Genomic DNA, 17394 nt, shown 5'->3' with positions numbered 1-17394 from the left:
TGAGCTACTTTGATTCCAACGAGCGCACTCTACTTTAAGCATCCTCGTTTTGTTCTCTACTACACCTACTTCTTCAGAGTAATATTTCTTCTGGCAAAACTCCAGTTCTCAAGATGGATGAGGTTTAGTTTCTTATTTATTACTAATCCTCTCCAATTTCCCACTCAACTACATTTGCCTTTTGCCACTGCGCGTCCCATCGGCGTGATTTTTCTGTTATTAGTTATTACCTATTTATTAGGAAGTATTTTTCTTAAACAACCGTTACTAATTCGTGGGCAAAGATTTCTATTCCCTTCTTTTAAGATATCTCTTGCTCAAATAGCAGTTTCTAGCCTTGACTGGATTTTTGCGGCGGCGGTTCTTTATACCTTGCTTCCTACTAATACACCTTTGTCTTATCTAGATTTTTTAGGAATTTACTTACTAGCCATGTTTGCAGGTGTTGTTAGTAACGTTCCTGGTGGGTTAGGTGTTTTTGAAACTGTTATTTTGCTGATTCTCTCTTCTAAAGTTTCGGCTGCGGCAATTTTGGGTTCAATGCTTGCTTATCGGGGAGTCTACTACTTTCTACCTTTGCTGCTAGCAGTAGGTTTGCTGGGATTTTATGAAATTAGATATGGTATGCGAAAAATCACTAAAAAAATGTAATGTGATCCTTAAATTGGGTATTACAAGTAAGTATTGCAGGTAAAATAGGTTTGAAAAGATGATTTTAGGTTTAAAAAATATCAGTGCCGTTTGTGCTCTAGTTTTGTTAATTAGTGCCAATAGCTTTGAGGATTCAGTTGCCATAGAAAACCAAGGCATTGTTAACCATTACTCTCATCTAATAACATTACATGGGGCTAGCACAGTCAATTCTCAGCCACACAAAGTTTTTCGGTCTATTCTGCCCAAATTAAAGCAAAAAAGTCAGATTCGGATTTTACTGCCGAAATTTATTCCTGAGTCGGATGGAGATAACCCAGTTTACGCCATCATAGAAACTGTTACCGCCAATAAATATGAAATTTTACTAGGTTTTAGTCCTGACTGTAATGGTGGTAATGCCTGTCGTCTGGGTATTGTTGCTGCTGAAGCAGTAACCCGCAAAACGCCGCGCCTCAGTGGTAAACCTTTATCCTTAGCTAAAGGTATTAGTGGCTATTTTGTAGATTTTAGTTGTGGTGCTAATTGCTCAGATGCTACCTTGACTTGGCGACAAAAGGGTGTGCAATATACTATTGGGCTAAAGGCAGGCGATCGCACTTCTTTAGTAAAAATGGCTAATTCTGCAATCAACCCTTAGCTAAAAAATTAGCCCTTTCCTTACTTATAAGGAAAGGGCTGGAGTAATCTCAAAATAATTCGTAATACTTCAAGTTTAATTACGAATTACGAATTAGTTAATATCCACCTTCTTCTTCGTATTCCGGCTGTCTTTCCCTGACTTTCTTGGGAATATTCACTGGCTTTGGCGCATCTTCCCAAGCATCGCCCTCTACATCATCATAATTGTCGTAATCGTCGGTGTATGGCTTGCTGGGTTTAGATTCATATCTTGGTAATTGTTGATACTTATCTCTGCCCGTTGCCTCACTCCAATTATCTTCTTCCTCATCTTCTTCGTATTGAATAGATTCGTACTGTCGCGCCTTCATTACCTGACGCTGCGGTATTTCTTCTTCTACATAGTCTTCATTCCATTCTTCTTCCCGCGCTATGGGTTCGGGGGCACGAACTTTCGGTCTAGGTGACTGTAATGGCACTCCGCTGGGTAATTGATTAGCTGGTGAAACTGCGCGAGGAGTAGTATAACCGTATTCTTCTTCTGCATCGCGCTCCCACGGGGGTTTGCCAAGACCTAGACGCTCCAGAAAACCGACTGTCAATTGGTTTACCCGTTCTTCGGCTCCCTCAAAGACTATCAGCCTTTTGGGCCCAGTGCTAACGATTTCGTCCACTGAGAACTCGTAGGTACTCAGCACTTGGTCGGGAATTTGTGGCAGCCCAAAAGAAGCAATCACTATAGAATAAATCTTACCAGTTTCCCCATTAAACTTGAAGCCCCGTACCTTGCCTAATACTTCACCTGTTTCTGTAATTACTTCCCAGTTAATCAGATCGCCGTAAATTTCAATCTCAATGTCTTCAAGTACATCCTCGTTATCAACCAGGATGACATCACCAATCTGGCTGATGTTGTTGAGGTACATATAGCGCGGTATGCCCGAAATAGAGATCAGGCTGTCTCGCAAACCAAGAGCCACAACCTCTCTTTGATCAATATCAACCCAGACTTGACTCACGATGCCTAGCCGCTTGCCGTTGTCGCGGGTAATCACCTGGGTATTCAATATGTCGGAACGCCTAATTATCTGTTCAGAGGTCATTCTATACCGAGTCCTGATCTCGAATCCGGTTTATCTATACACTATTATTAACAAAAACTCAAGCAGATGTATTAGAGGATTGTAACTTAATCCCTAAAACTTGAGTGTAAGCTCCTCGTGCTTGAGTAACGCCTATTGTGCGTTCGGCTGATTCTATCATCGGACGACGCAAACTCACAACTATAAATTGTGCCTGTTGTGCCTGTTGTTTAATCATTCTAGCTAATCGTTCTACGTTTGCTCCATCCAGAAACATATCAACCTCGTCAAAGGCGTAAAACGGCGATGGACGGTAGCGTTGGAGGGCAAAGATAAAGCTCAAGGCTGTGAGCGATTTTTCTCCCCCAGACATGGAAGCTAGGCGCTGTACAGGTTTACCTTTGGGGTGTGCGACTAAATTCAAGCCGCTGCTAAACGGATCTTCGGGATCTTCGAGTTGCAAATAGCCGTCACCATCCGAAAGGGTAGCAAAAATTGATTGAAAGTTTTCATTGACAGCATCGAAAGCTTCTTTAAAGGCGCGTTGGCGCAATGTAGTAAAGTTTTCAATTCGCAAAAGTAGCTCAGTCCTTTCTCCTTCTAATGTCTGCAATTTTTGCGTAAGTTCCTGGAGACGGTTTTGGGTGCGTTCGTATTCTTCCAAAGCCAGCATATTTACGGGTTCCATTGCCTGCAAGCGTTTAGCAAGCGATCGCAATTCTTTTTGCAATTCTTCCAAATCTACTTTATCTGGAACTTCCGGCAAAGGATTGGGTAATTCTGCTGCGACATCCCGTAACTGGCTTTGCAAAGCAACGAGTTCTTCCCGGCGCTTGTGTTGGGTTTCTTGGAGTTTTTCCAGTTCCCATTCCAATTGTTGTTGACGCAAAAGATGCGATCGCACTTGTTGTTCTGTGGCGTCGCGTTTTTGTTTCTCTTGTCCTAAATTTTGTTCCATAAGGCTCAGCGTGGCGCGTGTTTCAGCGATTAGAGTGCTGAGTGCTGAGAATGAAGTGCTGAGTGTTGTTATTTGATTTTGTTGCGTTTCTTGCTGGTGATCATATTGGGTAATTCGTTGTTCGGCTTCTTCGATTCTCTCTTGCAGCCGCTGCTGCTGATTTTCCAAATTTTTTAATCTTTGCTCAGCTTCCCTTAATGCTGCCTCTTGTTGTTGTAATTGTTGCTCTTGTACTTTAATAGTTGCCTGAATTTGTTGCCATTCACTGGGAGTTTGCGACGCTTCCAACTCTGCTAACACCTGTCGTAATTGCTGCAACTGTCCTTCTTGTCCTGGTAATTCCCGATCCAAAATTTCCAAGCGAGATTGAGCAGCCGCGAATTTTTCGCTGTTTTGCGCGAGTTGCGATCGCGTCCCTGCTAATTGCGTCGTCAAACTCTTAATATCTTTCTGCAACTGCTCCAATTGCAACTGCTGTTCTCGCCGCGCCTGGCGTGCTTCTGTAACCTCCTGCGTTAGTCGTTTAGTCTTGGCTGACAAAGTAGCGATCGCCTCAGTACAACGCTCTAAAATTCGCTCAATGTCTACCAAACGATTTCTCAAAGCAATTGCTTCATCAGATTCCGCTGCTTCTGCATTACCAAACCGCAATGACGAACGTTGGGTATTGCTACCACCAGTCATTGCGCCGCTAGTTTCCAACAATTCCCCATCTAAGGTGACGATGCGATAAAGTCCTAAGTTTTTCCGCGCCGCCTCAAGGCTAGCGAATACCACCGTGTTGCCAAAAACATAGCTGAATACATCTTTATAGCGGCGATCGCAATCAATTAAGTTAACAGCATAGTTAACAAAACCGTTGGCAAAACGTAGCGTTGCATCTTGAGTAAATTTCTGAGCATGAATTTTATTCAGCGGTAAGAAAGTTGCTCTGCCAGCACGCTTTTGTTTGAGCAGTTCAATACCCACTGCGGCAATACCATCATCTTCTACCACAATATGTCCTAAGCGTCCACCACCAGCCATTTCCAAAGCTAGCTGATAACGGGGTTCCACCCGTCCTAACTGCACAACTAAGCCACAAAGTCCAGGCATTCCCGATTGCAAAATTACTTTGCTAGCTTGGGTTCCTTGTACTTCTTGCTGTGCTTGCGCTTGCGCCTCTATTTTATCCAACTGCCGTTGTTTTTCTCGTTGCTCTTGCAAGAGCCGCTTTTGGGTTTCCTGTTGGATTTGCAATTCTTGTTCTGTGGCTGCAAGATTTTGGGCTAAATTTTGGATGGGTTCACCGCAAGCGTTAAATTCTGTTTCAACTCGACTGCACTCAGCTTGTTTTTCTGCTAATTGGGGTTCGTCGCGTTCAATTAGCTGAGTTTGCTCTTGGATAAGCTGCTGTAATTGGTTATTGCGTTCCCTGAGTTGTGCTTGCTGTGTACGTTGCGGTTCCAAAGTTTGCAGCAAAGTTTCAATTTGACGGTTTAATGCCGTCTGTTGCTGTACCCAAGCTTCCGAAGCCGAGGCAATTTCCGCTGCTGCTTCGCGGGAATTTTGTAGCGCTTGTTGCGCCTCATCCCTTTGCTGCTGTAGAGATGTTACATGTAATGTCTCTACAATTTGTTGTTGTGCGGCTTGTTCAAGAGAATTTTGATGTTGTTGAATTTCTTGCGTTTGTTGAACCAGCCGCTTGGCGGTTTCTTGAAAAGCTGTTTCTAATTCCGTTTGCTGACGTTGGAGTTGTTTGCGTTCCGCCTCTTGGGTGGCTAGGGTAGATTGCACCGCCAAAAGTTCATCTTCTCCCAATGCTTTGACATGAGCATTGAGTTGTTCGAGTTCAACAGTTTTTTGAGCAATTTCGGAATTTAGGGTTGTGAGTTGGGTAGTGAGTTCACCATAATTGCGATCGCCACTTTGAAGTTGGGTAACTAACTTTTCTTGTTGTGCTTGCAGAGAACGCCATGATAAAATTGCTTCCCAAGATTGTTTCTGGATAAATTCGGTACGAAGTTTTTGATATTTTTCTGCTTTAGCACGATCTTGGGAGAGGCGATCGCGCTGTACAGTTAATTCTGTCTCAATAATCCGACAGCTATCTTCTTTCTCCTTCACCTCATCCAAAGTTGCTTTAGCTTGGTGAATCTTGCGATCGAACGCCGCCACACCAGCCAATTCATCAATGATTTCCCGTCGTTCTTTAGCATTCATCGAGATAATGCTAGTAACATCCCCTTGCAGTACGACGTTATAACCTTCGGGATAAACCCGCAAATTACTTAATTCCTCATGTAACTCCGTCAGCGTACAGCCGACACCGTTGATATAGTAATTCGACGTGTAAGTCCCTTGGTGAGTGACTCGCAGCCTTCTAGTTACACTCCATTCACTTGGGGACTGGGCATTGGGCATTGGGTGTTGGGAATTCTCCCCATCTTCATCTACTTCTTCTGTCCCTTCTTCACTTTGCGCCTTTGCGCCTTTGCGTGATAAATCCTCATCCGACAAATCAAACGTCACTGTAACGCTAGCCTCAATAGAAGCCCGCCCCTTAGACGTTTGGGTATTATTTACCAAATCTGGCAGGCGATCGGCTCGCATTCCCTTAGAACTAGAGAGTCCTAGACAAAACAGCAGTGCATCGAGAATATTAGATTTACCCGAACCATTTGGCCCAGATATGACAGTACACCCCGGCAGCAAAGGGACAGAAGTAGTACCGCCGAAGGATTTGAAGTTGGTAAGTTCCACGCGCTTGATATGAACCATAGGCGCTGGTTAACTCGGCTAATGAAGAACAAGTCTATCAATTAATTACAGATTCGCAAGAGGGTAGATGGGAATTCAGGATTAATTAACTGCTAAGTCGAGCCAGCGCCGTGCGGCAGTTCCCTCCGTTGAGGCGACTAACGTGCCAAGGATGCAAAGAGGAGTTGAAAAGAGTTCAGCAGGCATCGTTAATAATGAATATCAAAACCAAATTCTTCACTTACCACTGGTTCAAGAGTAATAATACTTATCATATATAGGAATCATATTTGATTCGTGAACTGACTCGTAGAGACACCGAATGGAGAAGGTGGGGCCCCCTCTGGGGAACTTGGGGCCCCCTTTGGGGATTAGGGGCGAAGAGGCAATGGGGAATGGGGCATGGAGAAGAAGTAATAAAGATGTACTGAATTTTTTTCCCAAATCAAATACTAGCCCTACATAATTATTATTATACAAGGAGTAAATTAATGACCATTACTTTAGATGCAAGGAATATAAGTTTAGAAGATGTTCAACAGCTTTTGAAATTTGAGGAGGAATTGAATAACTCATTCACATCATTATTATCTCTAGAATCCATCACGGAATTGGAGCGGCAGGAACTCTTACAAATTCGCAATTTATATCGCAGTTATTACACAGCAGGTAAAATTTCTGAAGGGCAAATAAAATTCCTCTTTCTTGCACCATTAATGAAGTTAGCTGGATTTTATGATTCCAGTATTAAAATTACCTTAAAAGAAAATATTGCTGATATTTCCGTCGAAGATGAAGATACAAACATCAAAGGACGGATGGATATTTTGGCTGTTAATAAAACTCAAGGTAAAAAAATAACTACACCCTTTTGGATACTGGTAATTGAAGCTAAAAATAGCAGCATCAATGCTTCAGATGGTTTGCCACAATTGCTTACATATACGTATAAAAGTTTAGAAAATCAAACATCAGTTTGGGGTGTGACTACTAACGGAATGGATTACCAGTTTGTGTATATCCAGCAAGGAAATCCTCCAATTTACCAATTATTGCCAAAACTAGATATAACTCGATCTGAATCTTCAATGGAGTTGTTGCAAGTATTCAAATCAATTTGCAAGTTATAGGTTAATTTTTTGATCTCTTCCCAGATATAGCACGAGAGTTATTGACTGGTACTGAATTTTGTAAAATTGCAAGTTCTTTCTGTGCATCTTTATAACTATCTTTTTCTCCTTGGTTTTGAAACAGTTTGGCGGCTTTCTGAAAATCTGCGATCGCACCCTTTTTCTGTTTCATTTTAGCGCGAACTATCCCCCGATTGTAGTACGCCAAACCATAGTTAGCATTAATAGCGATCGCCTGGGAATAATCTTCCTTAGCTGCTTTCTTATTCCCCATTTCAAGATAGGCGTTACCACGGTTATTGTAAGCTGCGGCGTCTTGAGAATTTAGCTCAAGAGCTTGGTTGTAATCTTCAATTGCTCCTTTATAATTTCCAAAAGAAAAGCGGTGAAGACCTCTATGGATGTAAGCTGCTGTTAATTTAGGATCAATCTGCAAAACTTTGTTGTAATCTTCAGTAGCTTCTAGCTGTTTTCCTTGGTCACTATAAATATCGCCACGATTCAGATAAGCTTCTATATATTTGGGATTGATACTAATTGCGTTGGTGTAATCCTTAATTGCACCATCTTTTTGTTGATTAGCAGCTTGAGTTAAACCCCGCTGATAATAGGCTTTAGCATCACTAGGATTAATTCCAATCACTGCATCGAAATCATTAATTGCTGCTTGTTTAAGTTGGAGACGACGACGAAGAATACCGCGCTCCAAGTAAGCTTCGGTATAATCAGGTTTGATAGCGATCGCTTTGCTAAAATCTCCAATTGCTCCTTTATTATCTTTTAGTTTTATTCGGGTAATACCACGCCCATAATAAAAAAATGGGTTTTTAGCATCAAGTTTTATTGCCTGGTTATAGTCAGCTAGCGCTTCTTGATACTTACCTAATTGATAAAAACAAAATCCTCTATCATAATAAGCATTAGCATCTTGAGGGTTGAGCAAGATTGCTTTGCTAGAGTCTGCTTGCGCTTTTTGATAATCTCCTAGACGATAAAAAGTATCACCTCGCCTATTGTAAGCCAGCGCATTTTGCGAATCTAATTCAATTGCTTCAGTAAAATATTCAACTGCTTCTTGAAACTTTCCTACTTCATATTTGCTTACTCCTTGCTGGTATAGTTTTTGAGCATTACTTACAAGTTTTGGCGACTGCAAAAACCAAGCCCAGACACCAAGTGTAATGCAACCAGCTATACATGACACAATTAACCAGAGGTTTTTCTGATGCTGTTCTTGTTGATCATGTTGATTATTTTTTAGCTGTTTTAAGTCTTCTAAAACTTCGGTTGCATACTGGTAACGCTTACGATAGTTAAAGCGCACCATCTTATTAAGAATTTTTGCTAGTTTTCTACTAACTTCTGTAGTTTGGTTATGCCAGAGAATTTCAGATGTTAGCCGATTTTTTTGGCTTTTTAATTTAGATATATCGTTTGCTTGTAAACCCAGAATTGCGGCGATCGCAACTATACCTAAAGCGTATATATCACTATTATATTTTGGGGTTCCATGAATTTGTTCATCAGGTAGATATTCAGATTTTCCAACAGTAGTAGTGATAACTTCTTTGATCACACCAAAGTCAACTAAAACTAACTTGTTATCTGAGTGTCTACGAATAATATTTGCCGGTTTAATGTCCCGGTGAATTACCCCATGAACATGCACAAATACTAAAATTTCTAATATCTCTGATAAAAGACTAATTAATTGGTCTTCCTTCAGAGGTTTACCTTGTAAAACTTCTTCAGTTAAAGGATTACCAGGTATGTATTCTTGGACAATATAGAATTCTTCCTTTTCTTCAAAATAAGTAACTAGCTTCTGGATTTGGTCGTGTTCCTGTCCGAGTTTTTCTAAAATTTTTGCTTTATTTGCAAACAAAGAGCGCAGAACTTTTAAAGTTTGAGAATTATTACTTGGAGGACGTAGTTGCTTCACTACAAGTTGGCTGTTGGGAAGGCTTGTATCTTCAACTAGATAGGTTTGCGCTACTTCCCCCGTATTCAGAACTGTCAGTATTCGGTAACGTCCGTCCAGGAGATGACTATTCATCAATATAAATATAGTCTTATCTTTGAATGATTGGATTATAGCTTAGGTAAGATCAACGAGTGTTATTAAATACAGTCCTAATAATTATTAAAAAACTCAGATTATTACATAAAAATACAAATATTAATAATTAGCAAAATTATACATATTTTTATGTAATTATTTTTCTCTATGGGAGAAATATAAAATGCTCAATCAATACAATTTTATCAGTTTTGGTAAACTTATGTGCGGCAAATAAGAGGTGAGCCTATGAAGGGTTAAATATGCATATCATTTTATTTATATTCTTCAGCAATCTCACTCATGACGCTTGATCCCAGAATGAGGTACAAAAGGGGCAATTTGAACTATCCAGAACCCCATATAAAAAATTGAAACTCAACGGATTTGGAGAAAACAAAGATCAGGCAGTTACTGCAAAGCGCCAGTTACTCAAGGCATTGAGTCGCCGCGACATAACTGCTATTAATAGCTCAATTGCACGATGGGAAACGATTCTAGGAGTAGAAAAGTTAACTGATTTGATTGTTAACGAAGTAATGCTCGAATGTGATTCAGATAGCCACAGTTGGTTTTGTCAAATGTTTTTTGGACAATTCCAATATTCACAGATGCAGGAAAAAGCCCAAAGTAACATTTTTAAAATCTTAGTGGATGAAGGCTTAGAACCGGGCAAAGACTTCAGCTTTGGGTTAGATGGCGAAATAATTATCAGCGATCGCGCCCAGCAAGTCTTACTCAGGAAAGTGCCCAAGGAATGCATATCCTCATTTAAGTCGCAATTGCAGTTCTCCCCAGTTTTAGATCCAATCGCCGCCATTGAACAGCACTTAGAATGTCCATTTTTTACCAATTTAACGGAAATTGCAACCCGACAAATACAGGTGCTGAGTAATTCCCAAGCAGCTGCTTATCTAGGAGTGCTGCTAGCTGGGTTAGTGAAGCGTCATCCTGCACTCCAGGATGCGGACTTCCCTACACTATTCATTGTCAGCACTCTCGAAGGCTTGTCACAAGAACGAGCAATGGCAATCCTCAACGATCCTCAAACAGATCCTGAATTCGATGAGACTATCATTTTCCAGCATTTATTAGCAGCAATGGAAGATACAGAATATCATCGCATCGCTGGTTTAGATGGTGTTATTAGTATCGAGCATCTTAAAAAACTTGATTTAGTTTGGTGTAGCGATCGCCGGATTTCGGAAATAATAACCATGATGGAAAAATGGCATTCCAGAAAAGAAACTAGGAGCCGGGAGTCCAAATAATTCGTAATTATCTAGGCTGGTATGACCAATTTTTCGCTCCCAGCTAGCCCAAAGGCAGTATGAATAGCTTGTAAAGCCATAACACCTTGCTCTTGTGCCACGACACAACTAATTTTGATTTCTGAGGTAGCAATCATTTGAATATTGATTTGGTGTTGGGCTAGCGCTTCAAACATTTTAGCGGCAATTCCTGGTTGTCCTACCATCCCTGCACCAACTATACTCACCTTAGCGATCGCACTATCTAAAACAACTTCACCCCATCCTAATTCTGTGGCTACTTGGGCGAGCATTTTTTTAGTATTTTCCCCATCCATTCTGGCAACTGTGAAGGCAATATCTCGCCTAGGAATACCATCAATCACCCGACAGCGCTGAGATTGAATAATCATGTCAACGCTGATATTATACTGCGCTAATAGTCCAAACAACTTCGCCGCAATCCCCGGACGATCTGGCAATTGGCGAATGGCCAGACGCGCTTGGTTCATATCTAAGGCGACGCCACGTACGGGGGGAAGGGGAGACAAGGGAGAGAGTGCTCTTTGTGCTGGTTGTCTTTTTGTCTGTTTATCCCCTGCTGCTATTTCAAAGGCTGTGCGGAGTGCGGTGACGGCGCGATCGCAAGCGGCTGCATCGACTACACAACTCACTTTTACTTCACTGGTAGAAATCATTTGAATGTTCACCCCTGCTTCTGCTAGGGTAGCGAACATCTTAGCAGCCACGCCAGGACGCCCAATCATCCCTGCGCCAGCAATACTGACTTTGGCGATATTCTGCTCTACCATGACTTCAGCTTCTTCAGATTTGGGGTTAGATGGACTTCTTAGTGCTGGGGCAATGGCGGCTGCTACTGCTTCTGCTCGCTTTAATATTGGTGTTGTTACAGTAAAAGCAATGTCATTACTATTACCTTCATGAATTGACTGAATAATCAAATCCACATCCACTTTTTGCCGGGAAATTTCGCCAAATAACCTTGCTGCTACACCTGGTTTATCGGGTACGCGCAACAGAGAAACTTTCGCTTGATCTGTGTCAAATTCTACATTGTCTACTGGACGGGCAATTTCTAAATTCACTAGCGATCGCCCTTGGGGTTTGGGCGATGTTACCCAAGTACCAGGGTCATCACTCCAGCTAGATCTAACCACCAAAGGAACACCATAATTACGGGCAATTTCTACAGCACGGGGATGCAGTACTTTTGCTCCCAAGCTGGCTAGCTCCAGCATTTCATTGCAGGTGATTTCATCTATTAATTGGGCTTCGGGAACTAGGCGGGGATCGGTAGTTAAAATACCGGGTACATCTGTATAGATTTCACAAAAATCTGCTCCGAGTGCTGCTGCTACAGCGACTGCTGAAGTGTCAGAACCACCACGTCCTAAAGTTGTAATTTCCATCTCACCAGTGCTGGATATCCCTTGAAATCCTGCTACTACGACTACTTTGCCTTCATTAAGATGTCGGCTGAGGCGATCAGTTTCAATATGCAAAATCCGAGCGCGAGTATGTTCAGCTTCGGTAACAATTCCCACCTGAGCACCAGTCATCGAAATTGCAGGCTGTCCAAGTTCTTGCAACGCCATGCTGACTAAGGCTATGGTTACTTGCTCACCAGTAGAAAGCAGCATATCCATTTCCCGGCGGTTAGGACTTGGAGAAATTTCATTGGCTAGTTTGACAAGTCCATCGGTGGTTTTACCCATTGCGGAAACCACTACAACAATCGAGTTTCCTGCTTTTACAGTTTTGTAAACGCGCTGTGCAACAGCTTGAATACGTTCGACTGAACCGACAGATGTACCACCGTATTTTTGAACTATGAGCGCCATAACTTTTATTCAATCAAATGTGCCTGCTTTCATCAATGCCCCGCCGGGTTAAAAGGCTGTGCAAGCATTACCAGCTATTTAGTTTACTAACTTATCAGAATCAGTTGACACGAAAAACCTGTAATTTATATTTTGTTAGCGATTTTTCGGTTACTGATCTAATTTTATTAATTTCTCGTAAAAATGCTACCAGTGGCAAAAGTAGAAAATAGTCTACTCCGCAATCAGCCAGATGATGGCGTAACGATAATTATACCCAGACAATTGGTGAGCGATCGCTCACTAATAAAACGCACCAATGAATCGACAATCGCGTGATAATTATTCAAAAACTACGTCTTCGTAAAGTGCTGCCATTGTTTCCTCAAAATCCACGCTACTGAGTCGAAATGCTTTATGTTCTGATGTGTAGGATTGTAAAACCCATAGCTTTTGATCATTGCGTCGAAAACATTCAACTCGTTGACGCTTTGTATTAATCAGTACATACTCCTGGAGACTTTCCAGTACCTGATAATCGACGAATTTGTCGCCACGGTCAAACGCTTCAGTGGAATTAGATAAAACTTCGACAATTAAACGAGGAAATCTTTTATAAGCTGGCGTTTCTTGATCTCGTTGGTCGCAAGTAACCATAATATCGGGATAGTAAAAGCGATTCAGAGATTCAATTCGTGCTTTCATATCAGCGATGTAAACACGACATCCAGAGCCGCGGACATGATTACGCAGGAGGGTAAACAGGTTTCCAGCAATAGTGACATGTGCGTCCAGCGCTCCAGCCATTGCGTAGATATAACCGTCGATGTATTCGTGTTTGACAGGGTTTTGTTCCTCTATTTGGAGGTACTCTTCAGGAGTAAGGTAGTTTTGCTGGGGCGAGGCTATCATGGTTGAAACTTCAAAACTTGAGTGGTGCTGATTTTTATGGTAGCGTTTTACGTCTTTACAACACCATTTAAACATCTTTATTGGTTAAATTACTAAAGCCAGCTTTTTTTTAGCAAAAGCTTCATCCGTTGTTAGATTAATGATTTTTGCTGCCGAATTCATCAGTTTTTTAAAAGTTTAAAATATCTAATGATTCTTCTATTTCTAAATCTAAGATTCTTTCTTGTGTATCTTTAAGTGCTTCTAATTTGCCTTCTTTACGATAAATATTTGCTGCTTTTTGAAAATCTTTAATTGCTCCCTGTTTATCCCCCATTTCCGAACGAATATTACCACGATTGTAATAGGAGTCAGTATAATTAGGATTAATTTGAATTGCCTGAGTGTAATCTTTAATTGCTTCTTCGTAATCCCCTAAGTCAGAACGAGCATTAGCACGGTTGTAATAAGCATCGGCATAATTAGGATTAATTTTAATAGCTTGAGTATAATCTTCAATTGCTCCTTCGTAGTCTCCTAAGTCAGAACGAGCGTTACCACGATTTTTATAAGCATTGGCATCTTGAGGATTAATCTTGATTGCTTGAGTAAATCCCGGTTGATATCCTAGTAAATAACGAGAGATCCCACGATTTTTATAAGCATCAGCATAATTAGGGTTAATTTTGATAGCTTGAGTATAATCTTCAATTGCTCCCTGGTTATCTCCTATGTGAGAACGTGCCTCGGCACGGTTTTTGTAAGTAACAGCCACATTAGGATTAATGATGATGGACTGGGTATAATCATCAATTGCTTCTTGTAATTGTCCCAGTTGATATAAAGCTAAACCTCGTTTATTGTAAGATTTGGCATCATATAAATTTCTCTGTATTGCCTGAGAATAATCTGCGATCGCAGCTTCATAATCTCCTAGTTGATAATGCGCTAAGCCTCGTCTATAATACAAATCCCCATCATTATTATTAAGTTGCAAGGCTTGATTATAGTTAGTAATTGCATTAGCATACTCTCCTTTCTCAAAGTATTGATTCCCTAACTCGTCCGAAAGTAAATTTAAATTTTTATCACTACTATGTAAAAAATTTTCTCCGTGAGATTGAAAGGAAGATTGGATTAACTGATTGTTAATTGGCTTAGATAATATTTCCTGCTTGTAGTCATATTGATAAATTGGAGCTTGCTCCTTGGAAGAATTATAATTTACAGAAGATTGTAACTGTTCAAGATAGCACCATAAGCCACCACCATATAGTAATTGGTTTATCCCAAATGAAATTTTACCAGTTCTCAACTTAATCATCCGGGTTGGAAGAAAGCCAGCCAAAAAAAGGTGATATTCTGGTTGTGCTTCATTCACTTCTTCCTGAATTAAAATACAAACCACAACTGCATTTTTTTCGACTTCTTCTGAACTAATTGACCATCTAATTTTATCTATACTGCCATGACGTGATTTTACCTCAACACCAATAGTTGGATCAGAAGTCAGAGTAAAATCTATTTTGCCATCGCCGCCGAATCGTTTTTCATAATCGACTTCTGTAATAAAATCGGCTAACCGTTCTTTGACAACTTCCTCACCTAATTTTCCCTTGAGATTGTTGATAAAAACGTCACGGACTGGCGAAGTGCGCTTATATTTTTCAGCCATAAGCCAGCAAAATTCCCGTAATGCCTTTAGCCTTTCTCCAGAGATTATAGTTAATTCACTATATTGACCTTCTGTTTCACAATGAAGCAGACAACCAGTTGTTAACCTTTTAATAAAATCAGACTGTAGCGATCGCAGTAGTGTAATCCAGTCCATTTATATTTCTGCGAATCTTTTGATGAGATTATTTTATAAAAATATCCACCCGGCGTAAACCTTTAAATTAGCTTGGGCGATATTCCCCCAAAAACTGTTATCTAATTCTTAAATCCCTTCTTTGTCTACCTGTAACGAGGAGTTGAAATTGTTCAACGCAAGCAACGAATCGCTTCTAAAAGCCCTCTAGCTTTATTCAGTGTTTCCTCGTATTCTTTCTCAGGCTCAGAATCAGCCACTAAACCCGCACCAGCTTGCACACTTACCGTATTATTACGCATTAGCATTGTGCGAATTGCTATAGCACTATTCAGTTGTCCTTCAAAATCATAATATCCATACACACCAGAATAAACACTCCGACGACTAGGCTCTAACTCGTGGATGATTTCCATGGCTCGAATCTTAGGTGCGCCGCTGACTGTACCTGCTGGGAAGCAAGCTTTAAGTAAATCCCATGCGGTTTTGTTTGGTGCTAATTTACCCACAACATTGCTGACAATGTGCATTACATGGGAATAGCGTTCAACTACCATTAATTCATCAACTTTCACACTACCGCTTTGGCAAACACGCCCCAGATCATTGCGCCCCAAATCAACAAGCATGACGTGTTCAGCAATTTCCTTGGGGTCTTTAAGTAAATCCTCAGCTAGCTCTGCATCTTCTTGGGTTGTTTTACCCCGTGGACGCGTCCCTGCAATCGGGCGTACTGTTGCTATCACTCCACCATCTGGATCTAATTCTGCTTTCACCATTACTTCTGGACTGGAACCGATGATTTGCCAATCTTGAAAGTGAAAGTAAGCCATGTAAGGCGAAGGATTAATTTGACGCAAAGAACGGTAAAGCGCAAATGGATCGCCTGTGTATGTCGTTGATAATCGCTGAGAAATTACGACTTGGAAGATATCGCCTGCTTTGATGTATTCTTTTGCCTTTTGAACATTGGCACAGAAATCAGAGCGGGTAGAGTTGCTGGCGTACTCCTCTGTTCCTGCTGTTTCTCTTTCTGCTCCCCTACTTCCTGGGGGTGTCCATGCCAATTTGGTATTTTGCAGCGATATGGGTAGAGATAGCTTATTGAGCATTTGGGTGACGCGATCGCACGCTTGCTGATATGCCTTCTGTAAATCAATGGAGTCACGCAAATCAGCATAGGCGATCGCCCAAATTTTTCGCTTCACCTGATCAAAAATTAACAGGTGGTCTACCTGCATCCACAACCCATCTGGAATATTTCTCTCGTCTGGCGGATGAATTGGTACACGCGGCTCTATCCAGCGAATCAATTCATAACCCCAAAATCCAAACAATCCGCCAATTCCTGGCGGTAATTGCGGTAACTTGACTGGCTGATAAGGTTCCAGACATTGGGCTAAAGCTGTAAAGGGGTCGCCTTCAAAAGTTACCTGGGAACCGTCGCGGTGTGTTTGAGTCGTGTTGTTGTCCCTTGCTTCTAAAATCCACAGCGGATCGCAACCCAATAAACTGTAACGTCCCAATTTTTCCCCGCCTTCTACCGATTCCAACAAAAAGCTATAGGGCTGACCTGCACATACTTTATACCAAGCAGATACGGGCGTATCTAAGTCTGCTACCCACTCTTGATACACCGGGACGAAGTTGCCTTGTTGGGCTAAGCTAGAAAACTGGGAAAAATCAGGGAAAATCATAATTTCTCAATGGTAATTGGCAATAGGTAATAGATTAATTGGTAATTGTTTTTTACCCCTTACCCCTTACCCATTACCCATTACCCATTACTACTAACAGCTAGTTATGGAGCGTCGTAAGGATAAACGCCGCTAAACTTAAGTTTTGCTGGACTGGGGTTTTCGCCAATGCGACGGGCTACGTAACGTACTTTTTCGCGGCCTTCGTTCACCTTTTCGGGGAAGACACCATCAGCCGGGTGAATGAAAGTGGTTTCTCCGTTGGGTAAAATCCGGTAGATTTTGTAGTTAGTAATTTTGAATTTCCGCAGTTGACCGCCTAAAGCGATGCATTGCTCTTTTCGAGCTAAGTACAGCAGATTTTCGCCGTTTCGCATAGTGGCAGCACCACCTGTAGGCAATTCAAATACTTGGTCTTTAGGGCTAGTCCAAGTAATAGCGTACTTTTCTTCTTCTTTTGCTTTTGTGAGCAAGCCGCCAGTGTTGCCACCATATAGCGGAGTTTGTCCAGAGAGTGTTTCTGCCATAGAGTTGTCTCTCAACGTTTTTAGGGCATCCTAACACCGCCATCAGGATCATATTGCGATCGCGTCATAGACTGTAACAGTTTTTAGTCATCTGTCATTTGTTAAAAACCAATACCCCATCCCCAATGCCCCATGCCT

General features: G+C 41.4%; 14 protein-coding genes. 6 read left to right on the top strand and 8 right to left on the bottom strand.

From position 1 onward, the window contains the following. Positions 1 to 9: 9 nt before the first annotated feature. Together IQ246_RS22040 and IQ246_RS22035 are read left to right on the top strand one after the other, a co-directional pair. Complete coding sequence (locus IQ246_RS22040; RefSeq protein WP_339379171.1) at positions 10 to 651, top strand: lysylphosphatidylglycerol synthase domain-containing protein; 642 nt, start codon at positions 10 to 12, stop codon at positions 649 to 651. A gap of 58 nt (positions 652 to 709) precedes the next feature. Then, the gene (locus IQ246_RS22035) at positions 710 to 1291 is read left to right on the top strand and encodes a hypothetical protein (RefSeq protein ID WP_194005473.1); all 582 of its coding nucleotides are present in this window, start codon (positions 710 to 712) and stop codon (positions 1289 to 1291) included. Positions 1292 to 1388: 97 nt separating this feature from the next. Here IQ246_RS22035 and IQ246_RS22030 read toward each other — a convergent pair whose 3' ends face one another. Next, positions 1389 to 2375, bottom strand: a complete 987-nt coding sequence (locus tag IQ246_RS22030; protein WP_194005472.1) for a PRC-barrel domain-containing protein — start codon at positions 2373 to 2375, stop codon at positions 1389 to 1391. 58 nt (positions 2376 to 2433) lie between these two features. Then, positions 2434 to 6072 carry a chromosome segregation protein SMC gene (smc, locus tag IQ246_RS22025; protein ID WP_194005471.1) on the bottom strand — a complete coding sequence of 1213 codons (3639 nt, stop codon included), beginning with the start codon at positions 6070 to 6072 and terminating at the stop codon, positions 2434 to 2436. 269 nt (positions 6073 to 6341) lie between these two features. Here smc and IQ246_RS22020 point away from each other — a divergent pair, with 269 nt between their 5' ends. After that, a complete protein-coding gene (locus tag IQ246_RS22020) occupies positions 6342 to 6482 on the top strand; it encodes a hypothetical protein (protein WP_194005470.1) in 141 nt (46 codons plus the stop codon). Positions 6483 to 6542: 60 nt separating this feature from the next. Then, the gene (locus tag IQ246_RS22015; protein WP_194005469.1) at positions 6543 to 7181 is read left to right on the top strand and encodes a restriction endonuclease subunit R; all 639 of its coding nucleotides are present in this window, start codon (positions 6543 to 6545) and stop codon (positions 7179 to 7181) included. Between the two features lies 1 nt (position 7182). Here the strand turns inward: IQ246_RS22015 and IQ246_RS22010 are convergent, their stop codons facing one another. Beyond that, positions 7183 to 9237, bottom strand: a complete 2055-nt coding sequence (locus IQ246_RS22010; RefSeq protein WP_194005468.1) for a serine/threonine-protein kinase — start codon at positions 9235 to 9237, stop codon at positions 7183 to 7185. A 374-nt stretch (positions 9238 to 9611) separates the two neighbouring features. Between IQ246_RS22010 and IQ246_RS22005 the strand changes: the two genes are divergently transcribed. Beyond that, complete coding sequence (locus tag IQ246_RS22005) at positions 9612 to 10511, top strand: hypothetical protein (protein WP_194005467.1); 900 nt, start codon at positions 9612 to 9614, stop codon at positions 10509 to 10511. A gap of 11 nt (positions 10512 to 10522) precedes the next feature. Here IQ246_RS22005 and IQ246_RS22000 read toward each other — a convergent pair whose 3' ends face one another. Beyond that, a complete protein-coding gene (locus tag IQ246_RS22000; protein WP_194005466.1) occupies positions 10523 to 12352 on the bottom strand; it encodes an aspartate kinase in 1830 nt (609 codons plus the stop codon). Positions 12353 to 12544: 192 nt separating this feature from the next. On the opposite strand from IQ246_RS22000, the gene IQ246_RS30995 reads away from it, so the two are divergent. Further along, entirely contained in the window at positions 12545 to 12670 is a 126-nt protein-coding gene (locus IQ246_RS30995; protein ID WP_255515615.1) for a hypothetical protein, read from the top strand. Positions 12671 to 12673: 3 nt separating this feature from the next. Here the strand turns inward: IQ246_RS30995 and IQ246_RS21995 are convergent, their stop codons facing one another. The 4 genes from IQ246_RS21995 to IQ246_RS21980 form a co-directional block, all read right to left on the bottom strand. Beyond that, complete coding sequence (locus tag IQ246_RS21995) at positions 12674 to 13243, bottom strand: Uma2 family endonuclease (RefSeq protein ID WP_194005465.1); 570 nt, start codon at positions 13241 to 13243, stop codon at positions 12674 to 12676. Between the two features lie 169 nt (positions 13244 to 13412). Next, complete coding sequence (locus tag IQ246_RS21990) at positions 13413 to 15053, bottom strand: tetratricopeptide repeat protein (RefSeq protein ID WP_194005464.1); 1641 nt, start codon at positions 15051 to 15053, stop codon at positions 13413 to 13415. A 152-nt stretch (positions 15054 to 15205) separates the two neighbouring features. Then, a complete protein-coding gene (trpE, locus tag IQ246_RS21985) occupies positions 15206 to 16729 on the bottom strand; it encodes an anthranilate synthase component I (RefSeq protein ID WP_194005463.1) in 1524 nt (507 codons plus the stop codon). 104 nt (positions 16730 to 16833) lie between these two features. Then, a complete protein-coding gene (locus tag IQ246_RS21980; protein WP_194005462.1) occupies positions 16834 to 17256 on the bottom strand; it encodes a photosystem I reaction center subunit II PsaD in 423 nt (140 codons plus the stop codon). Between the last annotated feature and the right edge of the window lie 138 nt (positions 17257 to 17394).

The organism is aff. Roholtiella sp. LEGE 12411 (assembly GCF_015206995.1).
Taxonomy (GTDB): Bacteria; Cyanobacteriota; Cyanobacteriia; order Cyanobacteriales; family Nostocaceae; genus Komarekiella.
The sequence above is the reverse complement of the archived record's forward strand: the minus strand, read 5'-3'. Positions and strand labels throughout refer to the sequence as shown.

Bases quoted from the DNA above. Each gene is read 5' to 3' on its own strand.
- IQ246_RS22035 (WP_194005473.1), top strand. From the start codon at position 710: ATGATTTTAGGTTTAAAAAATATCAGTGCCGTTTGTGCTCTAGTTTTG.
- IQ246_RS22030 (WP_194005472.1), bottom strand. From the start codon at position 2,375: ATGACCTCTGAACAGATAATTAGGCGTTCCGACATATTGAATACCCAG.
- smc (WP_194005471.1), bottom strand. From the start codon at position 6,072: ATGGTTCATATCAAGCGCGTGGAACTTACCAACTTCAAATCCTTCGGC.
- IQ246_RS22015 (WP_194005469.1), top strand. From the start codon at position 6,543: ATGACCATTACTTTAGATGCAAGGAATATAAGTTTAGAAGATGTTCAA.
- IQ246_RS22010 (WP_194005468.1), bottom strand. From the start codon at position 9,237: ATGAATAGTCATCTCCTGGACGGACGTTACCGAATACTGACAGTTCTG.
- IQ246_RS22000 (WP_194005466.1), bottom strand. From the start codon at position 12,352: ATGGCGCTCATAGTTCAAAAATACGGTGGTACATCTGTCGGTTCAGTC.
- IQ246_RS21995 (WP_194005465.1), bottom strand. From the start codon at position 13,243: ATGATAGCCTCGCCCCAGCAAAACTACCTTACTCCTGAAGAGTACCTC.
- IQ246_RS21990 (WP_194005464.1), bottom strand. From the start codon at position 15,053: ATGGACTGGATTACACTACTGCGATCGCTACAGTCTGATTTTATTAAA.
- trpE (WP_194005463.1), bottom strand. From the start codon at position 16,729: ATGATTTTCCCTGATTTTTCCCAGTTTTCTAGCTTAGCCCAACAAGGC.
- IQ246_RS21980 (WP_194005462.1), bottom strand. From the start codon at position 17,256: ATGGCAGAAACACTCTCTGGACAAACTCCGCTATATGGTGGCAACACT.